Genomic DNA, 13,346 nt, shown 5'->3' with positions numbered 1-13,346 from the left:
TCCATACTAATTTTCTTTTCAATATCCTTTATTGTTTCAAAATGATCTACTTAACTACATCATTTTGAATTTTAAAATTATCTCTTAGATTATTTACTCCTTTTGTTCGTTCCACAATCATAACCGCAATGTTTAGAATACAAAACAGAGTGTGCCGCCAAGCTTTCGCCTGAATTGCAGCACACCCTGTTTATTTTTTAATGACGAATGGAATGGTTTTATTGGTGCATTATGTGTTTCCTTTTCTACTAAAGGAATGAACCATTCCTTTGATTATAAGTAGCTTTCGAAAGCGCTACTGGTATATTGTACTCCTAAATCTAATATCCTAATTTCTATTAAAGTATTCCTTTTGAAGAATTGACATATGAATTATATCATGCCACTTTCCTTCCCTGAAAAAACTTTCTCTTGATCTCCCTTCCTGTTGGAAACCTAGTTTTTCGTATAGCTTTATAGCCCTGCTATTAAAGGAAAAAACTCTTAGAAATATTCTATGTAAGTTCATCTCTAAAAATCCAAAATCAAGAATTAATTTCATTGCCTCTGTTCCATATCCCTTACCCCATGTCTCTTTATCTCCAATATCAATAATACATTCAGCATTACGATTTTTATAATCAATATTGATTAATGAAGTAATCCCTATTGCTTTATTAGATTCTTTTTCAACTATGATATAACTTTTTGAAAATTGAGAGCCTAGAATAATTTGATTAACGAATTCTTCTGTTTCTCTAATATTATAAACATCTAAAAATGGAGCAGTGGTCTGCATGACTTCTAGGTCATTTCGCCATTCATGGTAGATCTCTGTATCTTGTGCTGTCATTTTCCGTAAAATTATTCTTGTAGATTCAAATAACATATTAATCCTCCTAATATAATATAAAATAATTTGAGTTATAATAGTTGTTACAGTTTAGGACTTCCTTTCATCTTTCCACGTATAATTTTATTTTTGAACCTTTATTTAATTGGGCAAAGCATTTTTTCTAATGTAAAAAGAAATACTTCAATTTGCGCATCCACATTTGTAACTTCTGAAGTTAGTTGAAATGTATTTAACATCAATCCATCTAAAAAAGAAATAAAATACAGTGCAATGGATTCAATTGACAACTGGGGATGAAACTCTCCTTTAGCTATTCCACTTTGAATAAACATCTTAATTGATTCTATCAGATTAAGATAGCGCTGCCTTACATATGAGTAGCGTTCCTTGTCTCTAATATAGTTAGATGAAAGAAAAAATTCTGCTCTAGCGAATAAAAGTGATTGATTGATTATTTGAATGTTTAACCTTTTTTTATGAATCCAGTTGACTAGCTGAACCCATAGAAAATCATCTTCATTTGGTTCAAAAAAATCTAAAACTGATTGATCATCAAATTTTAATACCTCCATAAAGGCATTATCAATATTGCTGAAATAGGAATATAGGGCTCCTCTTGATACATTTGCTTCGTCCATAATATCTTGCATTGTAGCCATTGTGTATCCTTTTTTAATAAAGATATTTTTTGCAGCTTCTAGTAACTCTAATTTTTTATTGTGTTTATATTCATTGCTAACTTTCGGCGACATTCTTATTCTCCTTATTTCTTTAATCGACATTCGTGTCACTTTTGATAGTATCAGTATAAACGACACCAATGTCGTTGTCAAATGATTTTTATTCTATAATGCAAAATAGGATGCTATTTCTTAAATCTTTTAAGAAATAACATCCTATTTTACGCTATGGTATATCTATTAAACCGCAACATATCCATTGAAACTCATACAATCTTTTTTAAATTCTATTTTAACTTCTCTTTATGGTTCAAAGCCTCATGAATTACAGCACATCCTGTTATCTTATACCACCGCCCTATAGAGCAATCATTTTAGGTTATACATCTAGGTTTATGTGCATCTGTCTCCAATTAAATCGGAGGATATTGTCAATTAATGAGAATGACGTAAGGATGCATGGGCGACAGCTCTTAAAATAGACCCATGACTATCTTTTCACATTGTGAAGCACTTTGTGTAATTCATAAATTGTATGGCTGCTCTGGCCAACTGCGCAAAATATAAAAGAAAGGGCTTAAGTTTATAAGTTATCACATTGATTTATTCTTTGTTTTTATTGTGATCCATCACTGCACATATGACTATTCCAAAAAGCATTCCAAATGCAGGTCCAAGAGCCATAACTATGGGAAATATACTATCTCCTATTAATCCAAATACAAGCCCAATAATTATGGCCAATAAACTACCTCCTAATAATCCAAATCCAACTCCAAAACCTACATAGGAATTCTCATCTTTATTAATATTATTTTTTCCAAACATATTTAATCAACTCCTTCAGACCTTATTTGCTACTGCACATAATTCTACTGTTACACAAAATATAAATTATACGAATTAGTCATAGATAAAGATTATGCTCATAATATTTGGTGTTAAATTATATTGGTTATAGAAAGAAATGCACAAACACACACAAAAATGCCAACGATTACAGACGCAGTCGCCAGCTTCTTTTGCTGATTATCATAGTATTCTTTTGCACTTAAGAACTCTTTTAGTCCAAAGCAAAACAGCAAAAGCTGCAAACCGCTTGTTAGCCCAAATATACTCGCTGCTGCAAAAAATATTATCAATAGCCAACTGGTTGATTTTAATATATTCATAATCACTACACCTCCGCCAAATATAAGCAATCTTTACTTCGCATTTATCTACATATGTGAAATAGATAAAAAATGTGTATTTTATAATGGCTTCCACTCATTACTTTTTATATCGTTCTTATCAGGTTTCCTTACATACTTAATCATTTCTTTTTCACACGCGCCAAATTTTAAAAAGTTTTTCTGACCTTGTTTTAATGAAACTCGGTTTGCTCCTCCTTCGTAATCAGGGTTATTAAACTGTAATCCATCGTCTTGCCAAAAACATATAGGACAAATATTATCAGTCCCTGGTGGTTCTTCATCTAAAGTTTTATATCCACAGCATGGACAAGTATATATTTTCATATTTTATCCTCACTTCTTGTATATTTGTTATAACGCAATAATTTACTGCTACGACACTAAATATAAAAACTGTGTCATAACTTATATCTTTATTAAAATTATCAAATATTAATTCTTTTTTATTCCTTAAAATTTACATCTTGTATTTAATTACTTTAGCATCATATGAAGTATAGGAAATGGATCCCCCTGATCATCTAAATCCGATCTTTTAAACACCTCAAAACCTATATGCTTGTAGAACCCTACACCCTGTATATTGTCTTCATTTACATCCACATATTTTACATTTAGCTTACTAATTGCATATTCTATAAGTATTTTACTAATCCCTTTACCCCTATGTTTGTTTCTCACAAATAGCATTTCAATTTTATTTTCATGTACACCCATAAAGGCCTGTATGATATCTTCTTCATCCCTTACACATACAAGTGTGCTAACATAGTTAACACCTTCTCTTACTTGTGGTTTTATTGATATTATTTAAAACCTCTATATTAATCATATTATCATATCCTTCCTAAAACTATCCATCTGTAGCATCCAACTACTAATGTTCATTATAACATATCTTTATATACTTTTGTTTTTTTAGTATATTGCCCAAATCACTACCAACTTTTACTTGATTAACTAATAAAACAAGGGTACTACCTCTTAAACTAGGAGATAGTACCCTTGTTTTATTTTATACCGCCGTTAGATAGAGTTAATCGTTTTGGTTATACGTCTAAATTCATGTGTATACGTCTCCAATTAAATCGGAGGACGTTATCAATTACTGAGGATGACGTAGTGATGCATGAGCCGCTGCAAGTCTTGCAATTGGCACACGGAATGGTGAGCATGAAACGTATGCTAACCCTAGCATATGGCAGAATTCAATTGAATTTGGCTCGCCACCGTGCTCTCCACATATTCCAAGCTTAATATCTGGTCTTGCTTGCTTTCCTAAGTCCACTGCCATTTGCATCAGTCTTCCAACACCTTTTCTATCGATTCTTTGGAAAGGGTCCTTTTCAAAGATATTCTTTTGAAGGTATTCGTTGATGAACTTACCTGCGTCATCTCTTGAGAATCCAAATGTCATTTGGCTTAAATCATTTGTTCCAAAGGAGAAGAATTCTGCTTCCGCTGCAATTTCATCGGCTGTAATACAAGCTCTTGGAATTTCAATCATTGTTCCAATTAAATATGGGATTTGGATATTATTTTCTTTAAACACACTTTCAATAACCTCTAAAATTACCTTCTTAACCTGAACAAACTCTTTAGTTTCCCCAACGAGAGGTACCATAATCTCTGGAATAACATTGTAGCCCTTCTCTTTATGAACCTGAATCGCCGCTTCCATAATTGCTCTTGTTTGCATTGCATATATTTCTGGATATGTGATCGCTAAGCGGCATCCCCTATGTCCTAGCATTGGGTTAAACTCTTTTAAGTCATTCACTACATCTAATAATTCTTCCTTTGATACGCCCATTTCATTGGCTAGTTTTATGATATCTTCTTCTTCATGAGGTAAGAATTCATGTAGTGGTGGATCTAGTAATCGAACCGTAACTGGCAATCCTTCAAGGGCTTCGAACAACGCAACAAAGTCTTCTCTTTGCATCGGCAATAGTTTTTCTAAAGCCTTTTCTCTACCTTCTAAAGTTGTGGATAGGATCATTTGTCTCACTGCAAAAATTCTGCTTTCTTCGAAGAACATATGCTCTGTTCTACAAAGGCCGATTCCTTCTGCTCCAAACTCTAATGCTTGTTTTGCATCCTTTGCAGTATCTGCATTGGTTCTGATTTTTAGCTTTCTAAATTCATCTGCCCATGCCATTAAAACTGCAAAGTTTCCTAAAAGCTCCGGTGTTTGCGTTTTAATTTCACCTTCATATACAATTCCTTCACTTCCATCTAATGAAATATATTCGCCTTCAGCAAATACCTTACTACCAACCTTCATTACTTTGTTTACTTCATCGATACGAATCTCGCCGGCTCCTGCAACACAGCATTTACCCATACCTCTTGCTACTACAGCAGCATGAGATGTCATGCCACCTCTTCCAGTTAAAATACCTACGGATGAGATCATTCCTTCAATATCTTCTGGTGATGTTTCGACACGAACTAGAATCGCTTTCTCGCCATTTTCCTTAGCTGCCACTACATCTTCCGGTGTAAAGTAAATTTTCCCTGAAGATGCTCCAGCAGATGCAGGAAGTCCTTTTGTTATAATAACAGCTTCCTTCATTGCCGCTTCATCAAAGGTAGGGTGCAATAATTGATCTAATTGCTGTGGTTCTACCCTAAGAACTGCTTCTTCCTTCGTGATTAGCCCTTCTTCAACCATTTCTACGGCAATATTAATTGCAGCCATTGCCGTTCTCTTACCGTTTCTTGTTTGAAGCATATAAAGCTTTTCATTTTCAATGGTGAATTCAATATCTTGCATATCTCTATAGTGTTTCTCTAGTAGAAGCGTAACATTTACAAACTGATCATATACTTTTGGCATTTTATCCTTTAAGCTTCCAATTTCCTCAGGTGTACGGATTCCAGCTACTACGTCCTCTCCCTGTGCATTTAGTAAGAACTCACCGAATAATTTTTTCTCTCCTGTAGATGGGTTTCTTGTAAATGCTACACCAGTTCCACAAGTATCGCCCATGTTACCAAATACCATAGATTGAATATTTACTGCTGTTCCTAGATCGTCTGGAATTTCATGCATTTTTCTATAGATTTTTGCTCTTTGATTGTTCCAAGACTTAAATACAGCTTCTACTGCCATTAGCAATTGTAACTCTGTATCTTGTGGAAAATCTTGACCCCATTCTTTTTTTACTACCTTCTTAAAGCTTTCTACAATTTCTTTTAAGTCTTCTGCCGTTAGCTGTGTATCTTCTTCAATGCCTCTATCATGCTTCTTTTTCTCTAAAATTGAATCAAATTTATATTTTTCTATGTTCAGAACAACATCACCGAACATTTGGATAAATCTTCTATAACTATCGTATGCAAATCTTTCATTATTTGTAGCTTTAGCAATCCCCACAACGGATTCATCATTTAATCCAAGATTTAGAATGGTGTCCATCATACCTGGCATAGAGAAAACTGCTCCAGATCGAACTGAAACTAATAGCGGATTTGAAACACTGCCAAATTCTTTATTTGTAGTTTGCTCTAAGTCTCTCAATTGAGATAATATTTCTTCTTTTAATTCACTCCAAATCTGGCTATTGTGCTCATAGTATTGATTACAGGCTTCCGTTGTTACAGTAAATCCTGCAGGTACTGGCAGCCCAATTCTAGTCATCTCTGCTAGATTTGCTCCCTTACCCCCTAATAGTGATTTCATTTCTAAAGTTCCCTCTTGAAATTTATAAACAAATTTTTTCACTAAAGACACCTCCGAATTTTATATAGAATTCTATCTTCTTATAAATTGATAAATTATATCCATTGCTATTTACCGTTTGAAAACTTGTGACCCATCTCTTTGAATATCTCTAATATGATACCTGCACTTTCCTCTATGGCTTTTGTAGAAACATCGATTACAGGGCAGCCCAATCTTTTCATGATGCCATCTGCATATTCTAACTCTTCAAAAATTCTTTCCATGCTAGCATAGTTGGCTTCATTTTTTAATCCTAAGGCCTTCAATCTTTCTTGACGAATTTCAATGAGCTTTACGGGATTTGTAGTGAGTCCAATAATTTTTTTAGGATTAATTTCAAATAATTCCCTTGGCGGTGCTACTTCTGGCACAAGTGGAACATTTGCAACCTTTAAATTTTTATGTGCTAGGTACATACTGAGTGGCGTTTTAGAAGTTCTGGAAATTCCAGTTAAAACGATATCTGCCTGCTTTAATCCTCTCGTATCTTTACCATCATCATATTTAACAGCAAATTCAATAGCCTCTACTTTTCTAAAGTATCTCTCATCTAATTTACGTATGAGTCCAGGTTCCTTCTTTGCTGGAATTTCTAAAACACTTTCCATGGCACTTAGAATAGGTGTTATTACATCGGCATATGGAATATTTAGATGCACTGCTTCCTCTATTAAAAATTCTCGAAGTTCAGATATGACGATAGTGAAGGCAATGACAGCATTTTCATTTTTTGCTTCTTCTAAAATTTCTAAAATCTGTCGTTTTTCATTGATATATGGGAATCTTCTGATCTCATAATCCTCTGTTTTAAACTGACTTACGGCTGCTTTAGCCACTTGCTCCGCTGTCTCACCGATAGAATCCGATATAACGTATATTACAAGATTTGCTTTACTCATATTTTCCCCCCTACTCTTTGCACAATTCTACAAACAATTTTGTAATATTACTTTTTGATATTCTTCCTATCACTTTCACAATTTCTTTGCCAGCTTCCTCGACCTTCTCCACCACTGGTAAGCTATCCACTTCATGCTCAATTATTTTAATTGCAGCAACGAGTGCGTTCTCTTCGGGGGATATGGTCACTACATTTGGTGTTCTGGTCATGATCATTCCGATCGGAACCTTATTCATGTCCGCACCACCCATAACACTTTTTAAGAAATCCTTTCTAGATACAATCCCTGTAAAGGACCCATTTGAAACAACGAAGATGGTCCCAACATCCTCTAAAAATAAGGTTACGATGCCATCATATACAGAACTCTCCTCTGTTACGATAATCGGTATGGACATCATATCCTTTACTTTAATATTTTTTACCTCTTGAGCGATGATATTAACAGCAGATTTACCAGAATAGAAGTATCCGACTTTAGGTCTTGCGTCTAAAACACCCATCATCGTTAGAATTGCTAAGTCAGGTCTAAGCGTAGCTCTAGTTACATTAAGATTTTTAGCGATTTGTTCACTTGTAATTGGCTCATTTTCTTGAACAATTTTGATGATTTTTTTTTGCCTATTTGAAAGTTCTATGTAAATCACCCCTTTATATGTTATGCTAATACCCAATGTGTTATATTATATGGTTATAATATAACACATTTAATATTACTTTGCTATAGTTTTCCTTACATTTCTTAAAAATATTATAATATATCCATAAAATAAAATTTGTTCGCTCTGGCTCACAAACTTTATGGCGCACTTAATTCTAAATAAACCTTAGAATTCAAGTGCTTAAAATAAAATTTGTCGCTCTGGCTCACAAACTTTATGGCGCACTTAATTCTAAATAAACCTTAGAATTCAAGTGCTTAAAATAAAATTTGTCGCTCTGGCTCACAAACTTTATGGCGCACTTAATTCTAAATAAAGCTTAGAATTCAAGTGCTTAAAATAAAATTTGTCGCTCTGGCTCACAAACTTTATGGCGCACTTAATTCTAAATAAAGCTTAGAATTCAAGTGCTTAAAATAAATTTTATCCAGCTACATTCATCAACTTTAGAATCTGCAAGATTCTAAGCTTTTCCCACAATTTTAAGCAGTTAAAAAAATTGCCTATACCAGAATAGTATAAGCAATTTGTCTACTAAAACTTTAGCTTTTCATTTAAATAAGTTGTTAGCTCTGAGATTTGAATTCGCTCTTGTTCCATACTGTCTCTGTGTCTGATGGTTACACACTGATCCTCTAGTGAGTCGTAGTCGAATGTGATACAGAATGGTGTTCCGATCTCATCATGTCTTCTGTACCGTTTTCCAATACTTCCTGCTTCATCATAGTCTACCATATAGTTCTCTGAAAGTGTTTCGTAAAGCTCTAAAGCCTGATCCTTTAACTTTTTAGTCAGTGGCAGCACAGCAGCTTTAAAGGGAGCTAAGGCAGGGTGTAATCTTAAAACCACTCTTGTATCTTTTTCATCAATAACTTCTTCGTCGTATGCATCTACTAAGAAAGCTAATGCAACACGATCTACACCAACAGATGGTTCGATACAATACGGTACATATTTTTCATTGGTGATAGGGTCTTGATATGTAAAGTCTTCACCGGAATGTTCACTGTGTTGCTTTAAATCAAAATCTGTTCTATCTGCAACACCCCAAAGCTCTCCCCATCCAAATGGGAATCTATATTCGAAGTCTGTTGTTGCCTTACTGTAGTGGGATAATTCCTCCTCCGCATGATCTCTAATACGAAGATTCTCTTCTGTTAGGTTTAAATTTAATAGCCAGTTTTTACAGAACTCTTTCCAGTAATTAAACCACTCTAAATCTTCACCAGGTTTACAGAAGAACTCTAGCTCCATTTGCTCGAACTCTCTCGTTCTAAATGTAAAGTTACCAGGCGTAATCTCATTTCTAAAGGATTTCCCAATTTGTCCGATTCCAAATGGCACTTTTTTTCTTGAGGTTCTTAGAACATTTTTAAAGTTTACAAAAATCCCTTGTGCTGTTTCAGGTCTTAAAAATATTTCTGTACTAGAGTCCTCCGTTACCCCTTGGAAGGTTTTAAACATTAAATTGAATTGGCGGATATCTGTAAAATCCTTTGCACCACATTCAGGACATACAATTTCTTTTTCCTCTATGTAGGTTTTCATTTGTTGATTGCTCCAACCATCTACAACGGTTTCTTCATTTTGGCTGTGCATATAGTCTTCGATTAATTTGTCCGCTCTAAAACGGGAGCGACATTTCTTGCAGTCCATCAATGGATCGCTGAAGCCTCCAATATGACCGGACGCTTCCCATGTTTTAGGGTTCATCAGAATCGCTGCATCTAATCCCACATTATATGGACTCTGTTGTATAAATTTTTTCCACCATGCTTTTTTTACGTTATTTTTCAATTCAACACCTAATGGACCATAATCCCATGTATTGGCAAGTCCTCCATAGATTTCTGATCCTGGAAAAATAAATCCTCTAGACTTGGCTAATGAAACAATTTTCTCCATTGTTTTTTCTGTTGCCATAACGATACCTCCTATTTACTATTTAAAATCTTGGACCTTCTTCGAAATTAGCTCCTGATTTTGTACCTTTGCCGCAGTCTCATTGCGCAATCTTATTCTCCCTCTGGTCCATAAAATTGGCATTGGTTGCGTTTGACCTACCATCAATTTATGGCTTCCTACGGTGGCATAAATTGGGTTAGACCATAAAAATAAGTCTTCCGTCTCTAACTATAAAAGTTAGGGACGAAAGACTGTTCTTCCGCGGTTCCACCCTAATTGGCAAAATGCCCATCTTGATCGTATTGCTCAAAAGTGCCCTTCATTGATAAACCATACCAGGCTCACACCATCCCTAGCTCGCTTATTTAGTCTTGTCAACTACTCCTCTTCATCATAGCAATATATTATTTAATTACCTATAAATTTAACAAATTCTGCCCGCTTTGTCAACACATAAATTGTTCCTTAGTGGTCCCACTCATCCTCATCAAAGGTCTCTTTATCTTCTTTTAAGTCCTCTGGATCTATGAAGATATCACTTTTCTTATGATCGAAATCAGGATGTTTTTTCCCTTTCACCATACTTTTAAATCCAGAAACCGTCCCCTCTGCCATTTCATTGATATCAACAACTTCGCCGTTATTTTTCACGATTTCTATGGTTGTTTTTGTAGCAATTGCAGCAGATACACCTAGTAAGGAAGCAACGGGTGCTAGTATTACGCCGATGGCTCCTGCAGTAACTGGAACGTTTAAGAGAACCTCCCCATCTCGTTTTAAAACGATGCGCGATACATTGCCTTTTTGGATGATATACTTTAAGCTTTCTATGATTTCATTTCCTGCTGATGACATAGAATCTACCCATGTATGACCTTCTTTTTCCTCGATTGATATTATTGCTTCTACAATGTCCCCATTATGATTTTCTAATGCATCCTTTGCTTCTTTATAGGATACACCCGTTCTTTCCCTAACGATATCTACTTTTTCTAAATTAATATCCATAAGTTTTCTCCTTCCTTTTAGAAGCTTTTTTAACGAATAGGAAAGTTCTGCTTATAATCTTTTCTAAAGAAGAACTTTACCGTAAATGAGTTTCAAAAAAAGCTTCCTTTCAACGCTTCTATAGAAGCTTTCTTTATAATTTTTCAGCTACTTCTAAACTCTTAAAATCATATTTATTCGTATGGGTCAATATATATTGCTTTAATATTTTTTTGAGTTCTTCATTTAAATGGTCACTGATCTTTAGCTTCTGGACTTCAGTAATATCCTTCATCAGTAGAAATATAGCCAATTTAACAGCCGTATTACTGATCTTCATTGCAAAGAGATCTGCACTATAGCAGGAAGAACAAAGCAGACCGCCTTCTGTGGCACTAAATTTCCAAGCAGTAGTTTCCTTGCTGTCGCAGTTTACGCAGCTCATAAGCTGAGGCTTATATCCTAGATAGTTCATCAGCTTTATTTCAAAGGCACGAACAATCGGATTGATTTCAATATCACTTTTTTTTAGTAAGAATAAAGTTTTGCCAAAAAGGTTAAATAATCGATGATTCGTTTGCCCTTCTGTGGTTACAGCTTCTACCAATTCAACTAAATAAGAAGCATAGGATAACCTTTTTAAATCTTCTCTCAATGGATAAAATATTTCCTTTGCTTCACATTGACTCACAGTATACATATTTTTACCCTTATACAGTACAAATTCACTGTAGCAAAAAGGCTGGATCCCAGCTAATAGATTGCTTTTAGGCCTTCTAGCACCCTTGGCAATGGCTGTAATTTTTCCAGCTTTTCTAGTGAAAATAGTAAGTATACTATCAGTCTCTCCAAATTTTCTATTTTTTAATATAAAACCTTCAGTTGTTATTAACATTTTATATTATTGTAGTCTCCTTCATTTCTAATGGTTGAATTTCAGCCCTTATTTCGCTTTTGTTTTTATTATATTCCTGTACATATAAGTACGCATAAATATTTCCTGTCTTTTCAAATATATTCCACATCACATTATTTAACTCATTAAACATAAGTGAATCCCCTTTCCAATTATACTTATTTACCATAGTTTTTGTATTTGGGGATTCACTATACATTGTAAATTTTACTAGATTAACATTTAATGGGATTTTAGTCGTATCCTAAAGTTCTTAATGTATTTTCGCTATTTCGCCAGTCCTCTTTTACTTTTACCCATAGTTCTAAATAAACCTTGGAACCTAAAAGCTTTTCGATATCTTCTCTTGCACTTTTTCCAATCCCTTTTAACTTTCTACCACCTTTGCCGATGATGATTCCCTTGTGGGATTTTTTCTCACAGTATATGGTGGCATTGATATCGATAATATCCTTGCCCTCTCTACGCTTCATCAAAGAAGTTTCCACTGCTACCCCATGAGGAATCTCTTGGTCTGTATAATGCAGAATCTTTTCTCTAATGAGTTCTGCCACAATTAAACGCTCTGGCTGGTCTGTGATCATATGCTCCGGGAAATACTTTGGTCCTTCTGGTAAATATTGAACAATCAGATTGATTAAGTTCCCTACGTTTGCTCCCTCTAAGGCAGATATACCGATGATATGTTTAAATATCCCTGTTTTTTCATATTGATCATATAGATGATTCAAGTTCTCTGCATTCATTTTATCAATCTTATTTAGTACTAAAATAATGGGGGTATCAATGCCTTGAAGCTGATCAATAATATATTGATCCCCTGGACCAATGGAATTACCTTCATCTACAACGAATAAAACCGCATCTACTTCTTTTAAAGTTTCTGTTGCAATTTTCACCATATATTGCCCCAGCTTATGCTTCGGTTTATGAATCCCTGGCGTATCTAAGAACACAATCTGGTAATCCTTCTGTGTGTATACACATTGGATTTTATTTCGAGTGGTCTGTGGTTTATCAGACATAATGGCTATTTTCTCACCGATTATTTTATTCATTAGCGTTGATTTTCCAACATTCGGTCTTCCTATAATGGTAACAAATCCTGATTTAAATGTCATTATTCTTTACTGCCTCCTTCTTCTCTAGATCTTCTGGTGTAAAAGAATTTGGAAGTAAATCGTTGATTGTATATACTTTAAACTCCTCTTCTGATTTTCCGATGATCAGTTTGATATCTCTTCCATACTCCACAATAACCTGTCGGCATATGCCGCAAGGATATGTATAATCATCTAAATCACTTACAACAGCAATGGCTTCTATATTTCTGTCTCCCTCTGAAACTGCTTTAAAAATTGCAGTTCTTTCTGCACAATTGGTTCCACCATAAGAAGCGCATTCAATATTACAACCTCTATATACCTTTCCTTCCTTCGTCAGCAATGCCGCACCTACAGGAAATTTTGAATACGGTACGTATGCATTCTTTTTTGCCTCGATTGCTTCTCTTACTAATTCTCTATCTGTCAAA

The 13,346-nt window shown here is 34.6% G+C and carries 15 protein-coding genes; all 15 read right to left on the bottom strand.

Going from position 1 to position 13,346, the window contains the following annotated elements; genetic code table 11:
* Positions 1 to 328: 328 nt before the first annotated feature.
* Entirely contained in the window at positions 329 to 868 is a 540-nt protein-coding gene (locus CLOS_RS06525) for a GNAT family N-acetyltransferase (protein ID WP_012159120.1), read from the bottom strand.
* 101 nt (positions 869 to 969) lie between these two features.
* A complete protein-coding gene (locus CLOS_RS06520; protein WP_012159119.1) occupies positions 970 to 1,587 on the bottom strand; it encodes a TetR family transcriptional regulator in 618 nt (205 codons plus the stop codon).
* A gap of 531 nt (positions 1,588 to 2,118) precedes the next feature.
* Positions 2,119 to 2,343: a hypothetical protein gene (locus tag CLOS_RS06515; protein WP_012159118.1), complete on the bottom strand. Its 225-nt coding sequence runs from the start codon at positions 2,341 to 2,343 to the stop codon at positions 2,119 to 2,121.
* Between the two features lie 113 nt (positions 2,344 to 2,456).
* Positions 2,457 to 2,687 (bottom strand): hypothetical protein, encoded by a 231-nt coding sequence (locus CLOS_RS06510; RefSeq protein ID WP_041719062.1) that lies wholly within the window; start codon positions 2,685 to 2,687, stop codon positions 2,457 to 2,459.
* Positions 2,688 to 2,768: 81 nt separating this feature from the next.
* A complete protein-coding gene (locus CLOS_RS06505) occupies positions 2,769 to 3,035 on the bottom strand; it encodes a CPCC family cysteine-rich protein (RefSeq protein WP_012159117.1) in 267 nt (88 codons plus the stop codon).
* Positions 3,036 to 3,185: 150 nt separating this feature from the next.
* Complete coding sequence (locus tag CLOS_RS06500) at positions 3,186 to 3,512, bottom strand: GNAT family N-acetyltransferase (protein ID WP_330360321.1); 327 nt, start codon at positions 3,510 to 3,512, stop codon at positions 3,186 to 3,188.
* A gap of 304 nt (positions 3,513 to 3,816) precedes the next feature.
* On the bottom strand, positions 3,817 to 6,441 hold the full coding sequence (gene ppdK, locus CLOS_RS06495; protein WP_012159116.1) for a pyruvate, phosphate dikinase: 2,625 nt from the start codon (positions 6,439 to 6,441) through the stop codon (positions 3,817 to 3,819).
* Positions 6,442 to 6,506: 65 nt separating this feature from the next.
* Positions 6,507 to 7,340 carry a pyruvate, water dikinase regulatory protein gene (locus CLOS_RS06490; protein ID WP_012159115.1) on the bottom strand — a complete coding sequence of 278 codons (834 nt, stop codon included), beginning with the start codon at positions 7,338 to 7,340 and terminating at the stop codon, positions 6,507 to 6,509.
* 10 nt (positions 7,341 to 7,350) lie between these two features.
* On the bottom strand, positions 7,351 to 7,989 hold the full coding sequence (locus tag CLOS_RS06485) for a helix-turn-helix transcriptional regulator (RefSeq protein ID WP_012159114.1): 639 nt from the start codon (positions 7,987 to 7,989) through the stop codon (positions 7,351 to 7,353).
* Between the two features lie 549 nt (positions 7,990 to 8,538).
* Entirely contained in the window at positions 8,539 to 9,927 is a 1,389-nt protein-coding gene (locus CLOS_RS06480; RefSeq protein WP_012159113.1) for a glycine--tRNA ligase, read from the bottom strand.
* Between the two features lie 447 nt (positions 9,928 to 10,374).
* Positions 10,375 to 10,917 carry a DUF4342 domain-containing protein gene (locus CLOS_RS06475; RefSeq protein WP_012159112.1) on the bottom strand — a complete coding sequence of 181 codons (543 nt, stop codon included), beginning with the start codon at positions 10,915 to 10,917 and terminating at the stop codon, positions 10,375 to 10,377.
* A gap of 133 nt (positions 10,918 to 11,050) precedes the next feature.
* Positions 11,051 to 11,791 (bottom strand): DNA repair protein RecO, encoded by a 741-nt coding sequence (recO, locus tag CLOS_RS06470; protein ID WP_012159111.1) that lies wholly within the window; start codon positions 11,789 to 11,791, stop codon positions 11,051 to 11,053.
* A gap of 1 nt (position 11,792) precedes the next feature.
* Positions 11,793 to 11,945: a YqzL family protein gene (locus CLOS_RS15570; RefSeq protein ID WP_198006339.1), complete on the bottom strand. Its 153-nt coding sequence runs from the start codon at positions 11,943 to 11,945 to the stop codon at positions 11,793 to 11,795.
* A gap of 100 nt (positions 11,946 to 12,045) precedes the next feature.
* Entirely contained in the window at positions 12,046 to 12,933 is an 888-nt protein-coding gene (gene era / locus CLOS_RS06465) for a GTPase Era (RefSeq protein ID WP_012159110.1), read from the bottom strand.
* Entirely contained in the window at positions 12,923 to 13,345 is a 423-nt protein-coding gene (locus CLOS_RS06460) for a cytidine deaminase (protein WP_012159109.1), read from the bottom strand. The genes era and CLOS_RS06460 overlap by 11 nt, the downstream gene beginning before the upstream one ends.
* Between the last annotated feature and the right edge of the window lies 1 nt (position 13,346).

Source organism: Alkaliphilus oremlandii OhILAs (assembly GCF_000018325.1).
GTDB classification, from domain to species: Bacteria; Bacillota; Clostridia; order Peptostreptococcales; family Natronincolaceae; genus Alkaliphilus_B; species Alkaliphilus_B oremlandii.
Note: the sequence above shows the minus strand (reverse complement) of the source record. Positions and strands in the feature narration are given on the sequence as shown.

Excerpts from the sequence above, each read along its gene's own strand:
- CLOS_RS06525 (WP_012159120.1), bottom strand. The coding sequence starts at position 868 with ATGTTATTTGAATCTACAAGAATAATTTTACGGAAAATGACAGCACAA.
- CLOS_RS06520 (WP_012159119.1), bottom strand. The coding sequence starts at position 1,587 with ATGTCGCCGAAAGTTAGCAATGAATATAAACACAATAAAAAATTAGAG.
- CLOS_RS15570 (WP_198006339.1), bottom strand. The coding sequence starts at position 11,945 with ATGTTTAATGAGTTAAATAATGTGATGTGGAATATATTTGAAAAGACA.
- CLOS_RS06515 (WP_012159118.1), bottom strand. The coding sequence starts at position 2,343 with ATGTTTGGAAAAAATAATATTAATAAAGATGAGAATTCCTATGTAGGT.
- era (WP_012159110.1), bottom strand. The coding sequence starts at position 12,933 with ATGACATTTAAATCAGGATTTGTTACCATTATAGGAAGACCGAATGTT.
- CLOS_RS06505 (WP_012159117.1), bottom strand. The coding sequence starts at position 3,035 with ATGAAAATATATACTTGTCCATGCTGTGGATATAAAACTTTAGATGAA.
- CLOS_RS06475 (WP_012159112.1), bottom strand. The coding sequence starts at position 10,917 with ATGGATATTAATTTAGAAAAAGTAGATATCGTTAGGGAAAGAACGGGT.
- CLOS_RS06480 (WP_012159113.1), bottom strand. The coding sequence starts at position 9,927 with ATGGCAACAGAAAAAACAATGGAGAAAATTGTTTCATTAGCCAAGTCT.
- CLOS_RS06510 (WP_041719062.1), bottom strand. The coding sequence starts at position 2,687 with ATGAATATATTAAAATCAACCAGTTGGCTATTGATAATATTTTTTGCA.
- recO (WP_012159111.1), bottom strand. The coding sequence starts at position 11,791 with ATGTTAATAACAACTGAAGGTTTTATATTAAAAAATAGAAAATTTGGA.
- CLOS_RS06490 (WP_012159115.1), bottom strand. The coding sequence starts at position 7,340 with ATGAGTAAAGCAAATCTTGTAATATACGTTATATCGGATTCTATCGGT.